At 65.1% G+C, this 22,292-nt stretch carries 20 protein-coding genes, 1 tRNA gene and 1 pseudogene; 13 read left to right on the forward strand and 9 right to left on the reverse strand.

Annotated features, from left to right (window positions below):
- Positions 1-31 precede the first annotated feature (31 nt).
- The 3 genes from secA (at position 32) to ASE82_RS02630 (ending at position 4,224) form a co-directional block, all read left to right on the forward strand.
- Positions 32-2,770, forward strand: coding sequence for a preprotein translocase subunit SecA (gene secA, locus ASE82_RS02620; protein WP_056058480.1), 2,739 nt, complete (start codon positions 32-34; stop codon positions 2,768-2,770).
- A gap of 289 nt (positions 2,771-3,059) precedes the next feature.
- Positions 3,060-3,476, forward strand: a complete 417-nt coding sequence (locus tag ASE82_RS02625; RefSeq protein ID WP_056058482.1) for a secondary thiamine-phosphate synthase enzyme YjbQ — start codon at positions 3,060-3,062, stop codon at positions 3,474-3,476.
- A 127-nt stretch (positions 3,477-3,603) separates the two neighbouring features.
- Positions 3,604-4,224, forward strand: a complete 621-nt coding sequence (locus tag ASE82_RS02630; RefSeq protein WP_056059563.1) for a CC0125/CC1285 family lipoprotein — start codon at positions 3,604-3,606, stop codon at positions 4,222-4,224.
- A 170-nt stretch (positions 4,225-4,394) separates the two neighbouring features.
- Here ASE82_RS02630 and mfd read toward each other — a convergent pair whose 3' ends face one another.
- Both mfd and ASE82_RS02640 read right to left on the reverse strand, forming a co-directional pair.
- Positions 4,395-7,865 carry a transcription-repair coupling factor gene (mfd, locus tag ASE82_RS02635; RefSeq protein ID WP_056058484.1) on the reverse strand — a complete coding sequence of 1,157 codons (3,471 nt, stop codon included), beginning with the start codon at positions 7,863-7,865 and terminating at the stop codon, positions 4,395-4,397.
- A 118-nt stretch (positions 7,866-7,983) separates the two neighbouring features.
- A complete protein-coding gene (locus tag ASE82_RS02640) occupies positions 7,984-8,250 on the reverse strand; it encodes an FAD assembly factor SdhE (RefSeq protein WP_056048683.1) in 267 nt (88 codons plus the stop codon).
- Between the two features lie 72 nt (positions 8,251-8,322).
- Here ASE82_RS02640 and recG point away from each other — a divergent pair, with 72 nt between their 5' ends.
- Positions 8,323-10,374, forward strand: coding sequence for an ATP-dependent DNA helicase RecG (gene recG, locus ASE82_RS02645; protein WP_056058487.1), 2,052 nt, complete (start codon positions 8,323-8,325; stop codon positions 10,372-10,374).
- Between the two features lie 4 nt (positions 10,375-10,378).
- Here the strand turns inward: recG and ASE82_RS02650 are convergent, their stop codons facing one another.
- The 5 genes and pseudogenes from ASE82_RS02650 to serS all read right to left on the reverse strand — a co-directional run bounded on the left by ASE82_RS02650 (position 10,379) and on the right by serS (position 15,280).
- Complete coding sequence (locus ASE82_RS02650; protein ID WP_056058490.1) at positions 10,379-10,696, reverse strand: PilZ domain-containing protein; 318 nt, start codon at positions 10,694-10,696, stop codon at positions 10,379-10,381.
- Between the two features lie 107 nt (positions 10,697-10,803).
- Positions 10,804-12,027, reverse strand: coding sequence for a tyrosine--tRNA ligase (gene tyrS, locus ASE82_RS19770; protein ID WP_056059564.1), 1,224 nt, complete (start codon positions 12,025-12,027; stop codon positions 10,804-10,806).
- Positions 12,028-12,174: 147 nt separating this feature from the next.
- Positions 12,175-13,239 (reverse strand): annotated as a pseudogene (locus ASE82_RS19775) (LysM peptidoglycan-binding domain-containing protein); the annotation flags it as partial.
- Positions 13,239-14,003, reverse strand: coding sequence for a 5'/3'-nucleotidase SurE (surE, locus tag ASE82_RS02660; RefSeq protein ID WP_056058493.1), 765 nt, complete (start codon positions 14,001-14,003; stop codon positions 13,239-13,241). The pseudogene ASE82_RS19775 and the gene surE, both read right to left, overlap by 1 nt.
- Complete coding sequence (gene serS / locus ASE82_RS02665; protein WP_056058497.1) at positions 14,003-15,280, reverse strand: serine--tRNA ligase; 1,278 nt, start codon at positions 15,278-15,280, stop codon at positions 14,003-14,005. The genes surE and serS overlap by 1 nt, the downstream gene beginning before the upstream one ends.
- Before the next feature lie 103 nt (positions 15,281-15,383).
- On the opposite strand from serS, the gene ASE82_RS02670 reads away from it, so the two are divergent.
- The 4 genes from ASE82_RS02670 (at position 15,384) to ASE82_RS02685 (ending at position 18,285) form a co-directional block, all read left to right on the forward strand.
- A complete protein-coding gene (locus ASE82_RS02670; protein ID WP_056058501.1) occupies positions 15,384-15,824 on the forward strand; it encodes a host attachment family protein in 441 nt (146 codons plus the stop codon).
- 103 nt (positions 15,825-15,927) lie between these two features.
- Positions 15,928-16,692: a hypothetical protein gene (locus ASE82_RS02675; protein ID WP_235524460.1), complete on the forward strand. Its 765-nt coding sequence runs from the start codon at positions 15,928-15,930 to the stop codon at positions 16,690-16,692.
- Between the two features lie 673 nt (positions 16,693-17,365).
- Positions 17,366-17,836: an RNA polymerase-binding protein DksA gene (gene dksA / locus ASE82_RS02680; protein WP_056058504.1), complete on the forward strand. Its 471-nt coding sequence runs from the start codon at positions 17,366-17,368 to the stop codon at positions 17,834-17,836.
- 59 nt (positions 17,837-17,895) lie between these two features.
- Positions 17,896-18,285, forward strand: a complete 390-nt coding sequence (locus tag ASE82_RS02685) for a PilZ domain-containing protein (RefSeq protein WP_056059568.1) — start codon at positions 17,896-17,898, stop codon at positions 18,283-18,285.
- 50 nt (positions 18,286-18,335) lie between these two features.
- Here the strand turns inward: ASE82_RS02685 and ASE82_RS18715 are convergent, their stop codons facing one another.
- Entirely contained in the window at positions 18,336-18,491 is a 156-nt protein-coding gene (locus ASE82_RS18715; RefSeq protein ID WP_082441033.1) for a YdcH family protein, read from the reverse strand.
- A 252-nt stretch (positions 18,492-18,743) separates the two neighbouring features.
- On the opposite strand from ASE82_RS18715, the gene ASE82_RS02690 reads away from it, so the two are divergent.
- Positions 18,744-18,941, forward strand: a complete 198-nt coding sequence (locus tag ASE82_RS02690) for a DUF465 domain-containing protein (RefSeq protein ID WP_056058507.1) — start codon at positions 18,744-18,746, stop codon at positions 18,939-18,941.
- Positions 18,942-19,083: 142 nt separating this feature from the next.
- Entirely contained in the window at positions 19,084-19,518 is a 435-nt protein-coding gene (locus tag ASE82_RS02695; protein WP_156348728.1) for a DUF1465 family protein, read from the forward strand.
- 111 nt (positions 19,519-19,629) lie between these two features.
- Here the strand turns inward: ASE82_RS02695 and ASE82_RS02700 are convergent.
- Positions 19,630-19,706: transfer RNA gene (locus ASE82_RS02700), tRNA-Pro, on the reverse strand.
- A 108-nt stretch (positions 19,707-19,814) separates the two neighbouring features.
- Between ASE82_RS02700 and lepA the strand changes: the two genes are divergently transcribed.
- The 3 genes from lepA (at position 19,815) to ASE82_RS02710 (ending at position 22,247) form a co-directional block, all read left to right on the forward strand.
- Complete coding sequence (lepA, locus tag ASE82_RS02705; RefSeq protein WP_056049136.1) at positions 19,815-21,635, forward strand: translation elongation factor 4; 1,821 nt, start codon at positions 19,815-19,817, stop codon at positions 21,633-21,635.
- Between the two features lie 155 nt (positions 21,636-21,790).
- On the forward strand, positions 21,791-21,979 hold the full coding sequence (gene relB, locus ASE82_RS20310; RefSeq protein ID WP_335337794.1) for a type II toxin-antitoxin system RelB family antitoxin: 189 nt from the start codon (positions 21,791-21,793) through the stop codon (positions 21,977-21,979).
- Positions 21,942-22,247 carry a type II toxin-antitoxin system RelE/ParE family toxin gene (locus tag ASE82_RS02710; protein WP_235524462.1) on the forward strand — a complete coding sequence of 102 codons (306 nt, stop codon included), beginning with the start codon at positions 21,942-21,944 and terminating at the stop codon, positions 22,245-22,247. Before relB ends, ASE82_RS02710 begins: the two co-directional genes overlap by 38 nt.
- Positions 22,248-22,292: the final 45 nt, after the last annotated feature.

Here is a 22,292-nt window from a genome sequence, read left to right on the forward strand (position 1 = left end):
CCGCCGCGTCTCAAATTCAGGAAATCAGCCCATGTTCGGTGGCCTCGCCAAATCCTTGTTCGGTTCGTCCAACGACCGCTACGTCAAGTCGCTCAACCCGATTCTCGCCAAGATCGCCTCGTTCGAGCCGTCGCTCCAGGCGATGTCGGACGAGGAACTCTCCGCGCAGACCGTGAAGTTCCGCGCGCGGCTCGCAGAGGGCGAGAAGCTCGACGACCTGCTTCCCGAGGCATTCGCGACCGTCCGTGAAGCGGCGCACCGCGTGCTCGGCCAGCGCCATTACGACGTGCAGATGGTCGGCGGCATCGTCCTCCACCGCGGCGAGATCGCCGAGATGCGCACGGGCGAGGGCAAGACGCTCGTCGCTACGCTCGCGACCTACCTTAACGCGCTCCCTGGTGATGGCGTCCACGTCGTCACCGTCAACGACTACCTCGCGGCGCGCGATGCGGAGTGGATGGGGCAGGTCTACACCTTCCTCGGCATGACGATCGGCGTCATCATTCCCAACCTGTCGGACGAGGAACGCCGCGCTGCGTACGCAGCCGACATCACCTACGGCACGAACAACGAGTTCGGGTTCGACTATCTCCGCGACAACATGAAGTACGAGCGCAGCGCGATGACGCAGCGCGCGTTCAACTTCGCGGTAGTCGACGAGGTCGATTCGGTGCTGATCGACGAAGCCCGCACGCCGCTGATCATCTCCGGCCCGACCGACGACAAATCCGAGCTGTACATGCAGGTCGATGCGGTCGTGAAGCAGCTCGATCCGATCGACTACGACAAGGACGAGAAGCAGAAGACGATCATCCTCACGGAAGACGGTACCGAGAAGGTCGAGCGGATGCTCGAGGCGGCGGGGCTGCTCGAGGGGCAGAACCTGTACGACTTCGAGAACACGCAGGTCGTGCATCACCTCAACCAGGCACTGCGCGCGATCGTGATGTTCAAGTCGGATATCGACTACATCGTCAAGGACGGCAAGGTCATCATCATCGACGAGTTCACCGGCCGCATGATGGATGGCCGGCGTTGGTCGGACGGCCTGCACCAGGCGGTTGAGGCCAAGGAAGGCGTCCAGATCGAGCCCGAGAACCAGACGATGGCCTCGATCACGTTCCAGAATTACTTCCGCATGTACCCCAAGATCGGCGGCATGACCGGCACCGCGGCGACCGAGGCGGCCGAGTTCTACGACATCTACAAGATCAACGTCGTCAGCATCCCGACCAACGTCGAGGTGAAGCGCGTCGACGAGGAAGACGAGTTCTACAAGGACACCAAGGACAAGTTCGCGGCGATCGCCAAGAAGATCAAGCATCACGCGGACCTCGGCCAGCCGGTGCTGGTCGGCACCGTGTCGATCGAGAAGTCCGAGATGCTCAGCGAGTTCCTGGTCGGCGAGAACGTCGATCACAAGGTGCTCAACGCGCGCTTCCACGAGATGGAGGCGCACATCGTCGCACAGGCCGGGCGCAAGTCCGCGGTGACGATCGCGACCAACATGGCGGGCCGCGGCACCGACATCAAACTCGGCGGCAACCTCGAATTCCGTATGCTAGACGAGCATCCGGCGCTGGTCGAAGGAACGCCCGAATATGACGAGGCGGCGGCGCGGATCACGATCGAGATCGAGGCGGAGAAGCAGGCGGTGCTCGCCGCGGGCGGCCTGTTCGTGCTCGGCACCGAGCGGCACGAAAGCCGACGTATCGACAACCAGCTGCGCGGGCGTTCGGGGCGTCAGGGAGATCCGGGTCTGTCGCGCTTCTATCTCAGCCTCGACGACGATCTGCTGCGCATCTTCGGGCCGGACACGCTGTTCGCCAAGATGATGCGCAACAACATCGAGGACGGCGAGGCGATCGGCAGCAAGTGGTTGTCGAAGGCGATCGAAACCGCGCAGAAGAAGGTCGAGGCGCGCAACTACGACATCCGCAAGCAGGTCGTCGAATATGATGACGTGATGAACGAGCAGCGGAAAGTGATCTACGAGCAGCGTGCCGACATCATGGATGCCGATACGGTCGGCGACGTGGTGACCGACATGCGTGCTGAAACGGTCAACGTGATCGTCGGCGATGCGTGCCCGCCCAACTCCTATCCCGAGCAGTGGGACGTTGCCGGCATGAAGACGCGGCTTGCCGAGGTGATGAACCTCGAGCCGCCGATCGACGCCTGGCTGCTCGAAGAGTCGGTCGACCCCGAGGTGATCGAGGAGCGCGTTCGCGCGATGGCGGACGAGGCGATCGCGCAGAAGTCGGCGGATCTCGATGCGGAGACCTGGACGTCGGTCGAGAAGTCGATCCTGTTGCAGAACCTCGACCATCACTGGAAGGAGCATCTCGCGACGCTCGACGCGCTGCGCCAAGTCGTCCATCTTCGCGCGTATGCGCAGAAGACGCCGATCAACGAGTATAAGCAGGAGGCGTTCTCGCTGTTCCAGCGGATGCTCGAGACGATCCGCGAGGACGTGACCAAGACGATCGCGCATGCCCAGTTCCAGATGCAGGCGCCGGTCGGGCTGCCTGAGCTGCCGGACTTCATCACGACGCATTTCGACCCGTTCACGGGCGAGGATGATTCGAACGATTTTGATGCGGGGACGCGCGGCCACATCACCTCGACGATGCCGCCGTTGCAGATCCCTCAGCCGCAGGAGGCCGATATCGGCGAGGATCCTGCGAACTGGGAGGGTGTGGTCAGCCGCAATGCGCCGTGCCCTTGCGGGTCGGGGCGTAAGTACAAGCAGTGCCACGGGGCTGTTTGAGCGACTGAGCTTTCGAGGCTTTACCACCCCGGCGAAGGCCGGGGCCCAATTGGTGAGGTCGAAGTAACGAAGCGCGTCCGTCGTTAGCGACGTTTCCCAATTGGGCCCCGGCCTCCGCCGGGGTGGTGAAATAGGATGCGGGTCGCCCCCTCCGTTCTCCCGCGAAGGCGGGAGTCCAGGCTACCAGCGATGGCGTGTGGGACCCCTGGACCCCCGCCTTCGCGGGGGAACGGTTGTTCGCCGAGGAAAGGATTTCGGAGCCACTCTGCTGACAGATTGTTAGGACCCCATGCGCCAATCCACCACTATCCTAACCTTTAACACAACCCGCCAAGGCCTCGTTGATGTCACCGACCAGATCGTCCGCTGGCTCCGCGAACAGCAAATGACGGAAGGTTTGCTGACGGTATTCTGCCGCCACACCTCCGCCTCTCTCCTCATCCAGGAAAACGCCGCGCCCGAAGTCCGGACCGACCTGGAAGCCTATTTCGCCCGCATAGCGCCCGAATCGCGAGAGTATCTCCACGACGATGAAGGCCCTGACGACATGCCAGCCCACCTCCGCACCGCGCTCACGCAGGTCCAGCTGGCGATCCCGCTGATCGACGGCCGACTCGCGCTCGGCACATGGCAGGGCATCTACCTCTTCGAGCATCGCCGCCGCCCGCATCGCCGCACATTGGCGCTGCACTTGATCGGCGTTTAGACGAAACGTGAAAAATGAGTCAGCAAGGTGGCGCATTGGAGCGAACCCGTTCATCAACCGTTCCACCACTGACGGCTAATAAGAGGCGTTTCGCCGCACTCGCCGCGAACGGAGACATACCATGTTCATGAAACCTGGTCGCAAGGTCGCATTGGCAGCGCTCGCAACGGGCGCTCTATTGCTGGCCGGTTGCGCGACCGAGACCACCTATCGGCCGGCGACGGGCCAGGGGTTCAGCCGCACCGGCTACAGCGACCGGCAGGTAGAGCCGGGTCGCTTCCTCGTCAGCTTTGCCGGCAACAGCGTCACGTCGCGCGATACGGTCGAGCGTTACCTGTTCTTCCGCGCCGCCGAGCTGACGTTGCAGAATGGCTACGACTATTACCTGATGGCCGACCGCGACACCAACCTTCAGTCGCGGACCTACTCGACGCCGGGGATCGGTGGCGGGTTCGGCTATGGCGGCTTCGGCGGCTATTGGGGGCCGTCGTGGCGCTATTACGGCCGCGGCTTCGGCTGGCGCAACTGGAGCCCCTATGGCGGCTTCGGTGGTGGTTTCGGCGGCGGCTATGGCGGTTTCGGCGGTGGCCCATGGGGCAACGACTTCGATATCCGTACGATCGATCGCTATGAGGCAACGGCCGAGATCGTGATGCGCAAGGGCCCGATCCCGCGCGACAACATTCGGGCGTTTGACGCACGCAAGGTGGTCGACAGCATCGGACCGAGTGTCGTGCTGCCGAAGTAAGCGTTACCTTCGAGACGGTAAAAAGGCCGGACTACCCCAGGGTAGTCCGGCCTTTTTCATGGCGCTGCTCCCTCTCCCCTGCGGGGAGGGGGCCCGGGTGAGGGGCTGTTGCAGAGGGTAACGCTCGCGGTGCCCCTCACCCAACCCTCTCCCCGAAGGGGAGAGGGCTTTTAAGAAGCCGCCTTCGCCAGCCCCTTCGACAGCTGCAACGCCCCATGCAGCCGCGCCTTCGGATCGCCCCAGGCCCGCTGCAGCACCAGCTTGCTGTCTGGCCGCAACCGCGCGACGCCGTTCAAGCGCTCGACATACGCCAGCAGCTTGTCGATGTTCGGCGGCTTGTCGTCGTGGAACGACACCAGCACGCCCTTCGGCCCGACGTCGATCTTCGATACGCACGCGCGCTTGGCGTTCAGCTTGATCTCGATGACCTTGATCAGATTCTCGGTCGCATCCGGCAGCGGGCCGAAGCGATCGATCATCTCGGCCGCGAACGCCTCGATCTCCTGGCCCTCGTCGAGATCGTTGAGGCGACGATACAGCCCCATCCGCAGGTCGAGATCGGGTACGTAGTCCTCGGGGATGAGGATCGGCGCGTCGACCGTGATCTGCGGTGAGAAATCGCGCGGCCGCGACGAGGTCATGCCGCCGGCCTTGGCATCCATGATCGCCTCTTCCAGCATCGCCTGGTAGAGTTCGAACCCGACTTCCTTGATGTGCCCGGTCTGCTCGTCGCCAAGCATGTTGCCCGCGCCGCGGATATCGAGATCGTGGCTTGCCAGCTGGAAGCCGGCGCCCAGTGAGTCGAGATCGGACAGCACCTTGAGGCGCTTTTCTGCGGTAACGGTCATCTGCCGCTCGGGTGGCGTCACGAGATACGCATACGCCCGCGTCTTCGATCGGCCGACACGCCCACGCAGCTGATACAATTGCGCGAGACCGAAGCGGTCGGCGCGGTGGACGATCATCGTGTTGGCGGACGCGATGTCGATCCCGCTCTCGATGATCGTGGTCGAGACGAGCACTTCGAACTTTTTGTCGTAGAACGCCGACATGCGCTCCTCGACCTCGGTCGGCGACATCTGGCCGTGCGCCACGACGAAGCGGATTTCGGGTACCTGCTCGCGCAGGAAGTCCTCGATCTCGGGCAGGTCCGCGACGCGCGGCGTGACGACGAAGCTTTGCCCGCCACGATAATGCTCGCGCAGCAACGCCTCGCGCAGCACGACCGGATCGAACGGCATGATGTACGTCCGCACCGCAAGGCGATCGACCGGCGGGGTCTGGATCACCGACAGCTCGCGGATGCCCGACATCGCCATCTGCAGCGTGCGCGGGATCGGCGTCGCGGTCAGCGTTAGCATGTGGACGTCCGCCCGCAGCGCCTTCAGCCGCTCCTTGTGCGTCACGCCGAAGCGCTGCTCCTCGTCGACCACCACCAGCCCGAGCCGCTTGAAGTCGATATTCTTCGCCAGCAGCGCGTGGGTGCCGATGACGACGTCGATCGTGCCGTTCGCCAGCCCTTCCTTGGTCGCCTTCGCCTCACTCGCGGTGACTAGGCGCGACAACCGGCCCATGTTCATCGGGAAGCCTTCGAAGCGGGCGACGAAGTTGTTGTAGTGCTGGCGCGCGAGCAACGTCGTCGGGCAGACGATCGCGACCTGCTTGCCGCCCATCGCCGCGATGAATGCGGCGCGCAGCGCGACCTCGGTCTTGCCGAAGCCGACGTCGCCGACCACCAGTCGGTCCATCGGTTTGCCCGCGGCGAGATCGCCGAGCACGTCCTCGATCGCGCGGTCCTGATCCTCGGTTTCCTCGTACGGGAAGCGATCGACGAAGCTCGGATAGCCGCTCGCATCGGGTTCGAGCACGTCGCCCGGATGCAGCGCGCGTTCGGCGGCGGTCGCGATCAGTTCGCCGGCGATCTCGCGGATCCGCTCCTTCATCTTCGATTTCCGGCGCTGCCAGCCTTCGCCGCCGAGACGGTCGAGCGTCGCGCCTTCCTCGGACGAGCCGTAGCGCGAGAGGACGTCGATATTCTCGACCGGCACGTACAATTTGTCGCCGCCGGCATAGCTCAGCGCGACGCAGTCGTGCGGGCTCTGGCCAACCGGGATCGAGGTCAGGCCCTCGTACCGCCCGATGCCGTGCTCGGTGTGGACGACGAGGTCGCCCGGCGTCAGCGTGGCCAGTTCGGCTAGGAACGCGTCGGCGGACTTCTTGCGCTTCTTGCGGTGGACGAGGCGGTCACCGAGCATGTCCTGCTCGGTGAGGACCGCGATCCCCGGCGCCGTGAAGCCGTGGTCGAGCGGCAGGACGATCAGCGCGACGCCGAAGCTGCGCGCGGTGTCGGCGATGCCGAGCGCCTCCTGCCAAGTCTCGGCGTGCTTGCCGCCTTTCATGCCGTGGTCGGCGAGCAGGCTCCCCAGGCGTTCGCGTGCGCCGATCGAGTAGCTGGCGAGGATCGGTTTCCGGCCCTGCTTGCGCAATTTCTCGACATGATCCGCGACGGCTTCGTAGATGTTCGTCTGCGCCGCGCGCTCTGGGCCGAAATCGCGCGGGCCGTCGACGTCGAAGTCGAGCACCGTGTCGCTCGGCGGTTCGTGGAACGGCGAGGTGATGTGCGCGGCGAACGCCTCGACGCCGCCGGACCATTCCTGCGCATCGAGATACAGCGCCTTGGCAGGCATCGGGCGGTAGCTGCCGGGCTGGGCCGCCTCGGCGCGCTTGCGGTTCTCGTAATAGTCGGCGATCGATTCGAGCCGGCTTTCGACCGCCGCGGCGACGCCGTTGTCGCGGACCACCACGTCGTCGGCGCCGAGATGGTCGAACAACGTCGCCATCTTCTCCTCGAACAGCGGCAGCCAATGCTCCATGCCCGCGATGCGGCGGCCTTCGGAGATCGCCTGGTACATCGGGTCGCCGGTCGCGGTCGCGCCGAACGCGTCGCGGTAGCGCGTACGGAAGCGCTTGATCGAGTCCTCGTCGAGCAGTGCTTCGGAGGCGGGGAGCAGGACGAAGCCGTCGATCCGGCCGGTCGTGCGCTGGTCGGCGGCGTCGAACGTGCGGACGCTCTCGATCTCGTCGCCGAAGAAGTCGAGGCGCAGTGCATGATCTTCGCCGGACGGGTAGAGATCGACGATCCCGCCGCGCACCGCATACTCGCCCTGGTCGTGGACGGTGTCGGTGCGGACATAGCCGTTCGCCTGGAGCAACATGGCGAGTTTGTCGCGGCCGATCCGTTCGCCGGGCGCCAGACGCGCGACGAGCTGGCGGATGCGGAACGGCGTGAGGACGCGCTGCGTCGCGGCGTTCGCGGTGGTCAGCAGGAGCTGCGGACCCTTGGGTTTGCCTTGCAGGCGTTGGAGCGCGGCGACACGCTCGGCCATGATGCGTAGCGTCGGCGAGGCGCGGTCGTAGGGGAGGCAGTCCCAGGCGGGGAAACTCAGCACTTCGAGATCGGGCGCGAAATACGCCGCGGTCGAGGCAACCGCTCGCATCGCCGCGTCGTCCGGCGCGATGAACACCGCGCGCGTCTTCGCGGCGCGCGCGAGATCGGCGAGCAGCGACGGCTGGAAGCCGGACGGCACGCCGGACAGGATCAGCGGGCTAGTCGCGGAAAGGATCGTCTTGAGGTCTGGCATTGTTTTCCTAAAGCCCTCTCCCCGCTGGGGAGAGGGTTGGGTGAGGGGCTGTTCCGGGCACTGCACTGCTTGGCTGCCCCTCACCCCGACCCTCTCCCCGAAGGGGAGAGGGAGGTACTTACTTCACGACCGTCACGTAGTTGATGTCGCGCATCGCCTGCATCATCGGCCCGTCCCATTCGGGTGGGCAGACGATCGAGCCGATCGCCCAGCCCATGATGTCGACGTCCTGTTCCTCCAGCAGCGCCTCGAACCAGTCGAGCTCTTCCGGCGTCCAGGTCCGGCCATAGGTCGCGAAGAAGCCACCGATCATCATGTCGGCCTCGCGCGTGCCGCGGTGCGAGCTGCGGAAGCCTAGGCGCTTGAGGCGGGTCTCGTGGTCCATCGTATCTCCAACGCGGATAGGCCAGCGACCGCTGGCGGCGGGCGTCGGCTAGGCTATAGAGGCCAGATAGTCATGCGACCCGAAATCCTCAATCCGCTGTTCGCCGAAACCCTCGTCCTGAAAGGGGTAGGGCCCGCGCTCGCCAAGCCGCTCGACCGGCTAGGGCTCGCTCGCGTCGTTGATGTCGCCTTCCATCTGCCGACCGGCTACGTCGATCGCTTGCCGCGCACCGAGCTGATGTCGAGCGATGCCGGGCGAATCATCACGATCACGCTGACTCCGCGCGACTACAGGATCAGTGCGGGGCGGGGGCCTACGCGGGTGCAGGCGACCGACGAGCTTGGCAATTACGTCAGCCTGGTCTTCTTCGGCGGGAGTTCCGGGTGGGCGAAGAAGCTGCTGCCGATCGGCGAGGCCAAGCGGATTTCGGGGCGGCTCGACGAATACGGCCAGGAATTGCAGATCGTCCATCCCGACATCGTCGAACCCGACGAGGAGTTGCGCGAGCGCGAACCGATCTATCCGCTGTCGGAAGGCCTCACGTCGCGGCGACTGGCGGCGCTGACCGCGCAGGCGGTCGCGCGCGCGCCGGACCTGCCCGAGTGGATCGAGCCGGGCCTGAAGGCGAAACGCGAATGGCCGGGCTGGCACGAATCGCTGGAGCGCATCCACGCCGACCCGTCGGACGCAAAGGCGCGCGAACGGCTCGCCTATGACGAGGTGTTCGCGAACCAGCTCGCGATGACGATCGTCCGCGCGGATACCCGCAAGCGCCGGGGGCGTGCGTTGCAGGGCGACGGCCGGCTGCGCGATATGCTGAAGCTGCCGTACACGCTGACCGGCGCGCAATCGCGGACTGTCGGCGAGATCGAGGGCGATTTGGCGCAGACCGCGCCGATGCTCCGGCTGCTGCAAGGCGATGTGGGCTCGGGCAAGACGCTGGTCGCGGCGATGGCGATGCTGATCGCGGTCGAGGCGGGCGCGCAGGCGGCGATGCTCGCGCCGACCGAGATCCTCGCGCGCCAGCATTACGAGACGCTGAGAAAGACACTTGCCGGGCTCCCTATCGAGATCGGCGTGCTCACCGGCCGCGACAAGGGGCGCGTGCGCGAGGCGACACTGATGGCGCTGGCGAGTGGCGAGATCGACATCCTCGTCGGCACGCACGCGATCTTCCAGGATGCGGTCGGGTACAAGGACCTGGGGCTCGTCGTGGTGGACGAGCAGCACCGCTTCGGCGTCGCGCAACGCATGACGTTGCAGGCCAAGGGTGTCGCGCCGCCGCATCTGCTCGCGATGACCGCGACGCCGATCCCGCGCACGCTGACGCTCGCGCAATACGGCGAAATGGATATCAGCCGCCTCGACGAGATGCCGCCGGGCCGCCAGCCGATCGAAACGCGCGTGATCTCGGAGGACCGGCTCGACGACGTGGTCAACGCACTCGGCCGGCATCTCGCGGATGGCGGGCAGGCATACTGGGTGTGCCCGCTGGTCGAGGAGAGCGAGAAGAGCGACCTCGCTGCCGCCGAAATGCGCGCGGAAACGTTGCGCGCCCGCTTCGGCGACAAGGTCGCGCTTGTCCACGGCCGCATGAAGCCGGCGGAGAAGGATGCGGTGATGGCGGAGTTCTCCGCCGCGCACACGTCGGTCCTCGTCGCGACGACGGTGATCGAGGTCGGCGTCGACGTCCCCAACGCCACGCTAATCGTGATCGAGCACGCCGACCGCTTCGGCCTCGCGCAACTCCACCAGCTCCGCGGACGGGTAGGGCGCGGCACCGGACGATCAATCTGCCTGCTGATGCGCGGATCGTCGCTGAGCGAGACGTCGCGCGCGCGCCTTGCGCTGATGCGCGAGACCAACGACGGCTTCCGCATCGCCGAGGAGGATCTTCGCCTTCGCGGCGCGGGCGAACTGCTCGGTACCAAGCAGTCGGGCGAAATGGCGTTCCGTCTGGCAACGCCGGATATGATGGCCGACTTGCTGCAATGCGCGCACGACGACGCGCGCCTGCTGATCGATCGCGATGGCGGACTGGAGGGGCCGCGAGGTCAGGCGGCGAGGACAGCCCTATACCTGTTCGATCGCGATGCAGGCGTGGCGCTGCTTCGCTCCGGCTGAGCCGTCAGCTGTTGCGGATCATCACCGTGAGCATGGTGTAATATTCGGCGAGCGGGATCGTCCGTTCGAGCTCGCAGCCGATCCGACCGCCGAGCGACCAGCGTACGACCGCGTCGACATAGCCGAAAATCGGCAAGCGAATCCGCAATCGATCGCCCGCGGCCGGATCGCCGTCGCACCGTGCCATCAGGCCGTTGGCGGACATGTTGACCAACACTAGCTTCACCATGCGATCGTCGCCATCAAGCGCATGCGTGCGGTGCATCACTTCGTCGCGCGGCTCGCCGCGCGCATCGCGAACGGCCATTGCATAACGTGGCATCGATCGCTCCCCTGGAATAACCATCCCGCCTGTGTACGGCGTGCGGCGTGAACCCGATACGAACGGTGATGCTTAACGCGACGTTCTTCGAAACGAGAATGCCTCTATTACGAGGGGGTTAGCATCCCATGTCGTTTTTTGCCGAGGCTGAGCCGGACGGGCGACGCGACGTCGATGCTCGTGGTCGGCTCGCGGACGGCCTCGCCATCGACACGCACCGCGCCCTCGGCGATCTTCCGGCGGGCCTCGCCGTTGGAGGCGACGAAGCCTAGTCCGACCAGCGCCTCGACGACACCGATCGAGCCACCGGAAACGGCGTAGCTCGGCAGCGAGTCGCCAGAAGCGCCCTCCTCGAACGTCTTCCGCGCAGTCTCGGCGGCCTGTTCGGCAGCATCGCGACCGCGGCACATCGCGGTCGCCTCGTTGGCGAGAACAATCTTGGCGGCATTGATCTCCGCGCCTTCGAGCGCTTCGAGACGCGCGATCTCGTCGAGCGGGAGGTCGGTGAATAGCTTCAGGAAGCGGCCGACGTCGCGGTCGTCGGTGTTGCGCCAGAACTGCCAGTAATCGAAGTGCGGCAACTGGTCCTCGTGCAGCCAGACCGCGCCGGACATCGTCTTGCCCATCTTGCCGCCATCCGCGGTCGTGATGAGCGGGGTGGTCACGCCGTAGACCTCGGTCGAATCCATGCGACGCGCAAGTTCGATGCCGTTGACGATGTTGCCCCACTGGTCCGAGCCGCCCATCTGCAACCGGCATTCGGCGCGGCGCGATAGTTCGAGGAAGTCGTACGCCTGGAGGATCATGTAGTTGAATTCGAGGAAGCTCAGCGACTGTTCGCGGTCGAGGCGGAGCTTGACCGAGTCGAAGGCGAGCATCCGGTTGACCGAGAAGTGCTGGCCGACATCGCGCAGGAACGGGATGTATTCGAGCGCATCGAGCCACTCCGCATTGTCGAGCATGATCGCGTCGGTCGGACCATCCCCGAACGTCAGGAAGCGCTCGAAGATGCGACGGATCGACGCGACGTTGGCCTTGATCCCGTCCTCGCCTAGCAGCTTCCGCGCTTCGTCTTTGAAGCTCGGGTCGCCGATCTTGCCGGTGCCGCCGCCCATCAGGACGATCGGCTTGTGGCCGGTTTGCTGAAGCCGGCGGAGCAGCATGATCTGGACTAGGCTGCCGACGTGGAGCGACGGCGCGGTCGGATCGAAGCCGATATAGCCGGGTACCACCTGTTTGCCGGCGAGCGCATCGAGCGCGGCGGCATCGGTCATCTGGTGGACATAGCCGCGCGAGGTCAGCGTGGTGAGCAGGTCGGACTGGTAGGTCATGGTGCGTCTCGTTCCCCTTCCGCTTGCGGGAGGGGTTAGGGGAGGGGCCTGCTTGCCCCCATGCCCTCCCCCGACCCCTCCCGCAAGCGGGAGGACGGGGGTGCGCCCCTTGCGCAGTTCGAAGTGCAGTTCTGGGCGATCGGCAAACCCGGTGTCGCCCGACAGCGCGATCGTCTGGCCACGCTTCACGCTCTGGCCGCGTTGCACGAGCAGCTTGGACGCGTGGCCATAGACGCTCGTCCAGCCGCCGCCGTGCTTAATGATGACCAGCCCGCCCAGCGCAGCAATGCCGTCGCCGACATAGGCGACGACGCCGTCCGCGGCCGCATGGATCGGCGTCGAGACCGGTACGGCGATCTTGATGCCGTCGTTGCGTTCGCCGCTGGCGCCGTGGCCGAAGCGTTTCACGACCTTGCCGTCGACCGGCCAGAGGAACCCGCCGCTTGCGAGTCGCGCCGGCGCGGTGACGACGGCGTTCGAGGGCAGCACGCGGCGCGGTGTCGCGATCGGTCTTGCCGGCGCCTGGTTGCTGGCGAGGGCGGGTTCACCGCCGGTCAGGATGTCGTCGATGTCGAGCGTGAACGCCTGCGCCCGTTCGGAGGCGCTCGCGGTGCCGCCGCTCGGCTCGCCGGGAATCTGGATCCGCTGGTCGGCGCGCAGCACGTAGGGCTCGACGAGCGCGTTGGCAGCCACGATCCGCGACCATTCGACGCCGTACGCGCGGGCGATCGCGATGCCCGTCTCGCCGCGTCGGACCTGGTGATAGCGGCCGCCGGGAATCTGCAACCGCTGGCCGGCTTGGATCGAATAGGGCGATTCGAGGTCGTTCGCGCGCGCGATCGCTTCGAGGCTCGCACCGCTGCGATCGACCACGCGGCTTAACGTATCGCCGGGGCGGACCACATAGGTCGTGTCAGGGATCGTCTTCGCATCCGCGCTGACCGGCCGCGCCTCCCAGGCGGGGCGCGGGGCGGGCAGGGTGGTGACCTCGCCCATGTCACGTCCGGGGATGTCCTGCGGCTGCCGGTCGTCACGCGGCGTATCCTCCCGCGGCGAATCGTCACGGGGACGCGGCGGATCGTCGCGGCGGGGCGGCGGATCGCGGTACGGACGCCGTGGCGGATTACCGTAGCCGGCGGGGTGATCGACGTGCGGAATGCACGCGGTCAGCGCGAGCGTCGCCAGCGTAACCAGGACGCCCGCACGCCGCATCAACGATAGGCCTGCGTCAGCATGTCCATCGACTCGAAATGGGTCAGGTCGAGATGCAGCGGCGTGACCGAGACGTACCCCGCCGCGGTCGCTTCAAGGTCGGTCGAGGGCGCCGGCGTCTCGACGGTTCGGCCAAGCGCGAACCAGTGATATTCGTAGCCGCGCGGATCGGTGTTGCTGACGATCTGCAATCGGCCATAGTCGCGGAAACCCTGGCCGACGACGCGCACGCCCTTCACCGCATCGGCGGGGCCGGCGGGAAAGTTGATGTTGACCAGCGTGCGCGGGGCCAACGGTGCGTCGACCAGTGGCCGCAACACGCGTTCGCCCCAAGCCGCGGCGGCCTCGAACGGGACGCTGTCGCCCATGCCCTCGCGGCTGTAGATCTGGCTCAGCGCAATCGACCGGATGCCGCCCAACGCGCCCTCCATCGCTGCCGAGACGGTGCCCGAATAGGTCACGTCCTCAGCCAGGTTCGCGCCCCGGTTGACGCCCGACAGGATCAGGTCGGGCGGGCAATCCTTCATGATCTTGGCAAGCGCCATCATCACCGCATCGGTCGGCGTGCCCGCGACGGCATACCGCTTCTCGCCGTGTTTCCGCACGCGGATCGGCCGCGACAGCGTCAGCGAATGCCCGGCGCCCGACTGTTCCTCGGCGGGTGCGACCACCCAGATATCGTCGGACAAGGTCCGGGCGATCGTCTCAAGCACCTTCAGGCCGGGCGCGTGATAACCATCGTCGTTTGTCAGCAGGATCCGCATCAGCGCTTAGGCTCCAGGACGGTCAGCCCGCCGAGATACGGCTGGAGCACCGTCGGCACCGCGACCGAGCCATCTTCCTGCTGATAATTCTCCAGCACCGCGACGAGCGTCCGCCCGACCGCGAGCGCAGAGCCGTTGAGCGTGTGGACGAATCGCGTGCCCTTCTCGCCCTCGGGCCGATAGCGCGCGTTCATCCGCCGCGCCTGGAAATCGGTGCAGGTCGAGACGCTGCTGATCTCGCGATAGCGCGCCTGGCCCGGCAGCCAGACTTCGAGATCGTAGGTGCGTGCCGCGGTGAAGCCCATATCGCCGGTGCATAGGAGCATCCGCCTGAACGGTAGCTGCAACGCGTCGAGCACGCCCTCCGCGCACGCCGTCATGCGCTCATGCTCGGCCTCGGACATGTCGGGGGTAACGATCGAGACCATCTCGACCTTGTCGAACTGATGCTGGCGGATATAGCCGCGCGTATCGCGACCCGCAGCGCCTGCCTCGGAACGAAAGCACGGCGTCAGCGCGGTGAAGCGCAGTGGAAGTTCGGCTTCGCTCAGAATCTGTTCGCGAACTATGTTGGTGAGGCTCACCTCCGCGGTCGGGATCAGCCAGCGGCCGTCGGTGGTCCGGAACAAGTCTTCCGAGAATTTTGGCAACTGGCCGGTGCCGAACACGGCCTCGTCACGGACCAGCAACGGCGGAGAGACCTGCTCGAAGCCAGCCTCGGCGACATGATCGAGCATGAACTGGCCGAGCGCGCGTTGCAGCTTGGCGGCAGGCCCGCGGACCAACGTGAAGCGCGCCCCGGACATCGCCGCACCGGTCTCGAAGTCGAGGCCGATCGCAGGACCGATCGCGTCATGCTCGCGCGCCGCGAAGGCGAACGTCGTTGGCGTGCCACGCGTGTGGACGAGCGCGTTGTCGTCCTCACCGCCGCCCTCGGGCACGTCGGTCGCGGGAAGGTTGGGGATCGCGGCAAGCATGGCTTGGAGTTCGCTACCAAGCCGCGCTTCGTCGGCTTCCAGCGCGGGCAGCGCCTCCTTCAGGCTCGCGACTTCAGCCATCAAAGCCTGCGCCTTGGCCTCGTCCTTCTGTGCCTTGGCTTGGCCGATCGCCTTCGAGAGTTCGTTGCGGCGGGTCTGCGCGCTCTGCGAGTCCGCGATCGTCGCGCGGCGCTGCTCGTCGAGCGTCACCAGCGAGGCGGACTGCGGTGCGACACCCCGCTTGGCGAGGGCGGCGTCGAAGGCGGCGGGATCGTCGCGGATCAGGCGTATGTCGTGCATGGCCGGGCTATGCCGACCGGCGGGGGCGTACGCAAGGCGGCGCAACCTCCCCGGTACGCGGCGCGTTCACCCCGCATACGCATAGCGAAAAGGAGAGACACGCATGCATCTTCCCCACAACTCCGTCGTGCTCGTCGCGGACGGCCGGAAAATGCTGTTCCTGCGCAACGAGGGGGACGCCGAGTTCCCCAATCTCGTCGTCGAGAAAGCGCAGGAGCAGGACAATCCGGCGACGCGTGACCAGGCAACGGATTCAGCAGGCCGCGCCTCGTCGCCACAGGGCGGTGTGCAGAGTTCGGTCGAGCCGACCGACTTCCACCAGATCGAGGAAGACCGCTTTGCCGCCGACGCCGCGGAATTCCTCAAGACCGGCGCGCTGAAGAACAAGTATGACTCGTTGATCGTGATCGCACCGCCGAAGACGCTCGGCGAACTACGCAAGCATTACCACAAGGAAGTCACCAGCCGCCTTAAGGGCGAACTCGACAAGGACCTGACCGGGCACCCGATCAAGGACATCGAGAAGGCCCTCATGAACGCCTGATCGACGGGTAAGAAAAAGGCCCCGTCGGAGGATCTCCGGCGGGGCCTTTTCTATGTGAAGTTTGAGCGCTTAAGCTGCAACTGCCTTCGTTTTGGCGAAACGCTTGCGCGCGACGAGCGCCGCCGCTGCCGCACCGAACAGCAACACCATCGGCGGAGCGGGAACGGGTGCCGGCGGACCACCGCTCGACCCCGTGCTGCCGCTCGAACTTGCGCTGCTCGCGCTCGACGCGCTGCTGGCACTGCTGGCGCTCGATCCGCTGGCGGACGAACCGCTGCTACCCGACGATGCGGAACTGCCGGACGATCCGTTCGAGCTCCAGCCGCCGGTCGAGTTCCAGCCGCCGCTCGATCCCCAACCCTTGCTGCTCGACCCATACCCCGACGAACTACCGCTGCTGGCCGAGGACGCGGAGGAGGCGGACGACGCCGACGATGCGCTGCTGGTCGAGGACGACACATCGCCGCTCGATCCGCCCGAGGCCGAAGAGACGTTGCCGCTCGAGCCTCCCGATGCGGACGAAACATTGCCGCTTGAGCCACCGGTCGACGAGGTGCTGGAAATGGTCGCGCCACCCGTGCTGGTCGACGACCCGCCGCTCGATGTCGAAGACGCGCCGCTTGAGGTCGACGACCCGCCGCTCGATGTCGAAGACCCGCCGCTGCTGGTCGACGATCCACCGGTCGAAGTCGATCCGCCGCTCGACGTCGAGGAGATGACGATGCTCCCGCTCGATCCGCCGCTGCCACCGAAGCCGCCGCCAAAGCCACCACCGAACCCGCCGCCGAATCCGCCGGGCGTACCGAAGAACCCGCCGCTGCCGCCAACCGCTATCGGGTCCGGACCCGCGCCGCCGCCGCCAATGTAACCGGTGCCGACCGGAACCGGGACGGGCGCTGCGTTCGCGACCGTTACAACGGTTGGCGCGCACGTCTGGCGAGTCGTGGTGACCACGCGGCGGACGCGCGGCCGGGTCACGGCGGCGATCTGTGGCCGCGCGACTCGCTTGACGAGGACTCGCTTGGTATTGGCGGTTCGCTGCGGGCGCTCGGCAATATGCACCGCGCCGCCGCCGATCAAAGCGCCACCGCACGCGCACGCGCACAATTTCGCCAGGGCCATCCTCACCGACATATCGTCACTCTTTCGTTGCCGGCACCCTCGTGTTGCCGGATCCCCGTACGCAGTATTCGGAACTGCTATCCGACTAACTGCAAAACAAAGCGTTAAGCGCAAGTGGCTTAACCACATTCCGGATGGTTAAACGAGGATTTACTTATGCGGAAACCAGTGCGTCATCGTTAACGTGCCGCGCTGGGACAAAGTATAGCCCAGGCATGCCGCGAACCCGTCCCGTGCCGAAAAACGCTGACGCGACATCCGCAATCCGGGCGCCGCAATAAAATGTCGGTTTCGGGGCAGAATGCGCAAGCGCTGTCGCTTGTGGTCCCATGTCCGTGAGACTATAGGCGCTTTCACCATTTGGGGGCGGTCCTTGGAAATCAGCGAGGCTGATGCGACGGGGCCAGAGGGAGAGTGGTATGGCGACCGTAATGAATCGTGTGGACGATACCGGGAATTCCAGTCGAGAGGCCGCCAACGACAGCGGTGAGGATGGTTATCGTCCAGACGCGGACGAGCCGTTCATGAGCTTGAAGCAGCAGGCGTATTTTCGCCGCAAGCTTCAGGAATGGAAGGAATCGATCCTTCGGGAGTCGCAGGAAACGCTTTCGCAATTGCAGGTCGATTCGCTGCGTGAGGCGGATCTCACCGATCGTGCGTCGAGCGAAACCGACTGGTCGATCGAACTTCGCACGCGCGACCGTCAGCGCAAACTCGTCTCCAAGATCGAAGCCGCGATCCGGCGGATCGACGAAGGCGAATATGGCTATTGCGAAGTCACCGGCGAGCCTATCAGCCTGGCGCGGCTTGAGGCACGACCGATCGCGACGATGACGGTCGAGGCGCAGGAACGGCACGAGCGTAACGAGAAGGTGTCGCGCGAGGATTGATCGCGCCCACCGACGGGGAAGAGAAAGCTGTGTTCGATCATGGTAAAATCGGTCGCGGCATGAGCATCGACACCGGGTCGCCCGGCGGCAACGAGAACCGCCGACAGCGTGAGCGGGACAGCTTGCTGCTGGTCGCGCAGGTGCGGATCGGCGACGAGACGACTGCCCGCGAGGCGCGGGTCCGCAATCTGTCCGAGACGGGTTTGATGGCCGAGCTCGCCAAGGTCGTCGATGTCGGTACGCCGGTCACGGTAACGCTGCGCGGGATCGGCGAAGTTGCGGGCACGGTTGCGTGGTGCACCGAGGGGCGGATGGGCATATCGCTCGACTCGCCGATCGATCCGCTGCTCGTGCGCAAATCTCCCGGTGGGACCAAGCCCTTGTCGCCGTCCTATACCGTCAAGGCGTCGGACAGCGCGTACGCCTTGCGCAATCCGAAGCCACTGTAACTCCGGCAAGTGGCTCCCCGGATTTACCCGGGGAGCAGTATCGGCGACCGTTATACGCTGACGATCTCTTCCTTCAGTCGCAGCTTCTGCTTCTTCAGGCTCGCCAACAGGTTCGCGTCGGGTAGCGGACGGTGCGTTTCGTCGGCGATCCGCTGCTCCAGCACGGCATGCTTGGTTTCCAGGGCTGTCTGATGAGTCGTCTGCACGGTGGGATGCCTCCTGCATTCGGGTTGGGGAACTGAGTAAACCACTCCGTCATCGAAATGTCTTCATCGGAAACGAGCCAAATCGATTGGTCGAACGATTTGGCGCGACGGACCGAACGTGCGCGGCGAGGTCGCAATTCGTCGTGAAGTACGTTTTCGACCTCGGTCCGCCTTGCAGGGACGGTTTCGCACTCGCGCACTGCGCTGCGTTTGCTAAGGGCACCGGATACGACGGCAGCCATCGGGGGACGAGTGGACGACGCGCAGACCAGAGTTCGACTTGATTCATTGCGGATCGAGCATCGCGATCTCGACGACGCGATCGCCGCCCTCGCGCTGGCGTCGACGCCCGATCAGTTGCAGATGGCGCGGCTTAAGAAGCGCAAATTGCGGCTTCGGGACGAAATTGCCTCGCTGGAAGACCTGCTGATCCCGGATATTATCGCGTGATTGCAACGTCCTAAACTGGAACGCGCACGTACTGGCGCATTTTGGGACAGGTGATGGTTAGCGTGTCGTTAACCTCTCTGGATGACGTCTGGTCGGTGTGCCATTTGTCCAATCGATGACCCACGCCGGATATGAATCGCGGATGCAGCGCCGCCTGATCGACGCTTTGTATAGCGAAGCGATGCTACTGGCCGACGAGGCGCGGACCTATTTCGACGAAGCCGGCCGGGTCGAACGTGAAGCGCTCGATCCGCTGATCCGGGTCAGTTTCAGCTGCGAATCGCTCAAGGTGACGACGCGGCTGATGCACGTCATCGCGTGGCTGCTGACGCAACGCGCGGTCCAGGCGGGGGAGCTACGGCCCCGGGACGCGCTCGATCCCTCGCGGCGGCTGGGCGATGCGCCGGTCACTGACGCCGCGCTGCTCGCGATGCTGCCGACGCGGGCGCGTGAGATGATCGGGGCGAGCACCGATCTGCATCGGCGCGTGGCCCTGATGGATGAGGCGCAGGATATGCCGGAAGTGATCGTGAGTCCGGTTCGGTCGATGCAGAAGCGGATCGCCAACGCGTTCTAGAGCGCTGAGTTTGACTCGGCAGCAGGGCGGCCCGCTGGGCGGTGAGCGCTTACATCATCACGGAGAGTTTGGGTTCGGGGAGGGGGCAAACTCACCCCGTAAAATCGGCAATGGTCGGGGCGATAGGATTCGAACCTACGACCCCTGGACCCCGAGACCAGTGCGCTACCAGACTGCGCCACGCCCCGACAACATTGCCGGTGAGCGCCCTAGCCGCGACATCCCGAACGTTCAAGACAATTATGGAGTGTGTCCGCGATCTATCGCGCACGCGGTGTCGCTGCTAGGAGCGCGCCATGACTCCGCTCGACCGCATCCGCAATTTTTCCATCATCGCCCATATCGACCATGGCAAGTCGACGCTCGCCGACCGGCTGATCCAGGAAACTGGTGGCCTGACCGCGCGCGAAATGTCCGAGCAGGTGCTCGACAACATGGACATCGAGAAGGAGCGCGGGATCACGATCAAGGCGCAGACCGTGCGCCTTGCGTATCACGCGAAGGACGGCCTCGACTACGTCCTCAACCTGATGGACACGCCGGGCCATGTCGACTTTGCCTATGAAGTGAGCCGCAGCCTCGCCGCGTGCGAAGGCGCGCTGCTGGTGGTCGATGCCGCGCAGGGCGTCGAGGCGCAGACGCTCGCCAACGTCTACCAGTCGATCGAGCATGACCACGAGATCGTGCCGGTGATCAACAAGATCGATTTGCCCGCCGCCGAACCCGAGAAGGTGCGCAAGGAAATCGAGGACGTGATCGGCATCGACGCGTCCGAGGCGGTGCTGGCGTCGGCCAAGTCGGGGATCGGCATCGTCGAGATCCTCGAGGCGATCGTCACCAAGATCCCGCCACCCAGCGGCGACCCGGAGGCGCCGCTGAAGGCGATGCTGGTCGACAGCTGGTACGATCCGTATCTCGGCGTCGTCATCCTCGTCCGCGTGATCGACGGCGTCCTGAAAAAGGGTCAGCAGATCAAGTTCATGCAGACGGGGACGATGCATCTGGTCGACCGGGTCGGCTGTTTCCGTCCGAAGATCGAGCAGCTGACCGAGCTCGGCACCGGCGAAATGGGCTTCATCACCGCGCAGATCAAAGAGGTCGCGCAGACGCGCGTCGGCGACACGATCACCGATGCTAAGCGGCCTGCGCTGGAAGCGCTCGCGGGCTTCAAGGAAGTCCAGCCAGTCGTGTTCTGCGGGATGTTCCCGGTCGATGCCGCCGAGTTCGAGAAGCTGCGCGAGAGCATTTCGAAGCTGCGGTTGAACGATGCGAGCTTCTCGTTCGAGATGGAAACGTCGGCGGCACTCGGCTTCGGCTTCCGCTGCGGGTTCCTCGGGCTGCTCCATCTGGAGATCATCCAGGAGCGGCTTACGCGCGAATACGATCTCGACCTCATCACCACCGCACCGTCGGTCGTGTACGAGATTGAGCTGACTCACCCCGATCCGTCCGGTACGACGCATATCGAGCTGCACAACCCCGCCGACATGCCCGAGCCGAACAAGATCGCGACGATCAGCGAGCCGTGGATCGAGGCGACGATCTACGTCCCCGACGAGTATCTCGGTAGCGTCCTCAAGCTCTGTCAGGACCGCCGCGGCATCCAGAAGAACCTGACTTATGTCGGCGGCCGCGCGCAGGCGACCTACGAGCTGCCGCTGAACGAGGTCGTGTTCGACTTTTACGATCGGCTGAAGTCGATGTCGAAGGGCTATGCGAGCTTCGATTATCACCAGATCGGCTACCGCGAGGGCGATCTCGTCAAGATGGGGATCCTCGTCAACGAGGAGCCGGTCGACGCGCTGAGCATGATCGTCCACCGCGGCACCGCCGAAGTGCGCGGCCGCGGCATGGTCGAGCGGCTCAAGGAACTGATCCCGCGCCATCTGTTCAAGATCCCGATCCAGGCAGCGATCGGCGGCAAGGTGATCGCGCGCGAGACGATCAGCGCGATGCGCAAGGACGTGACCGCCAAATGCTATGGCGGCGACGCGAGCCGCAAGAAGAAGCTTCTGGAGAAGCAGAAGAAGGGCAAACTGAAGATGCGCGAGTATGGCTCGGTCAGCATCCCGCAGGAGGCGTTCATCGCAGCGCTGAGGATGGGCGACGACGCGTAGGCGCCCAAGGCTAAGCGGCGCAGCGCTTTAGCTGAGGCTAGCGCCAAGCCGGACGGCGACCGGCCGAGCTCGTCCTCGGTCGTGTCGTCCGACGACGCGGCTTTGCCGCGGCGCGACCACGTTGCAATCCGTCGTGGCAGGCCTAAGCTCGCTAGATGACGCGAGTCTCATCCAAACCCCTGGAGTCGGGATCGCCGATCTCCGCGGAAGCCTATGATCGCTGGCTGCGCGGAAAGGTCGCACGATCTTTGGCGGACCCTCGTCCATTTATCGCCCACGAAGATGCTATTGCTGCCATGAGATTGGTTGTGTCGTCCATCGATCGGTCAGGCGGAGATCGCTGAAGCTGATCTGGCGCCCAAGGCGGTTAAGGATGCCACTACTATTCTAGAGTATATCGCCGATCGGAATCCGAGCGCTGCGTCACGCCTATCGACATTGATCGAGGCATGCGCCGATCGTCTTGCCGATCATCCGTTCATGTATCGGCCGGGCAGGGCTGACGGTACGCGCGAAGCTGTCGTGCATCCCAATTATCTTTTGATTTATCGTATCGTCTCGGACACGATCGAGGTCATCAACGTCGTACATGCGCGTCGCGATTACCCGTAATCTCCGTAACCAACTGTCATCATACCAACACAATCCCCGCCTAAC

The organism is Sphingomonas sp. Leaf230, from assembly GCF_001421745.1.
Classification (GTDB): domain Bacteria; phylum Pseudomonadota; class Alphaproteobacteria; order Sphingomonadales; family Sphingomonadaceae; genus Sphingomonas.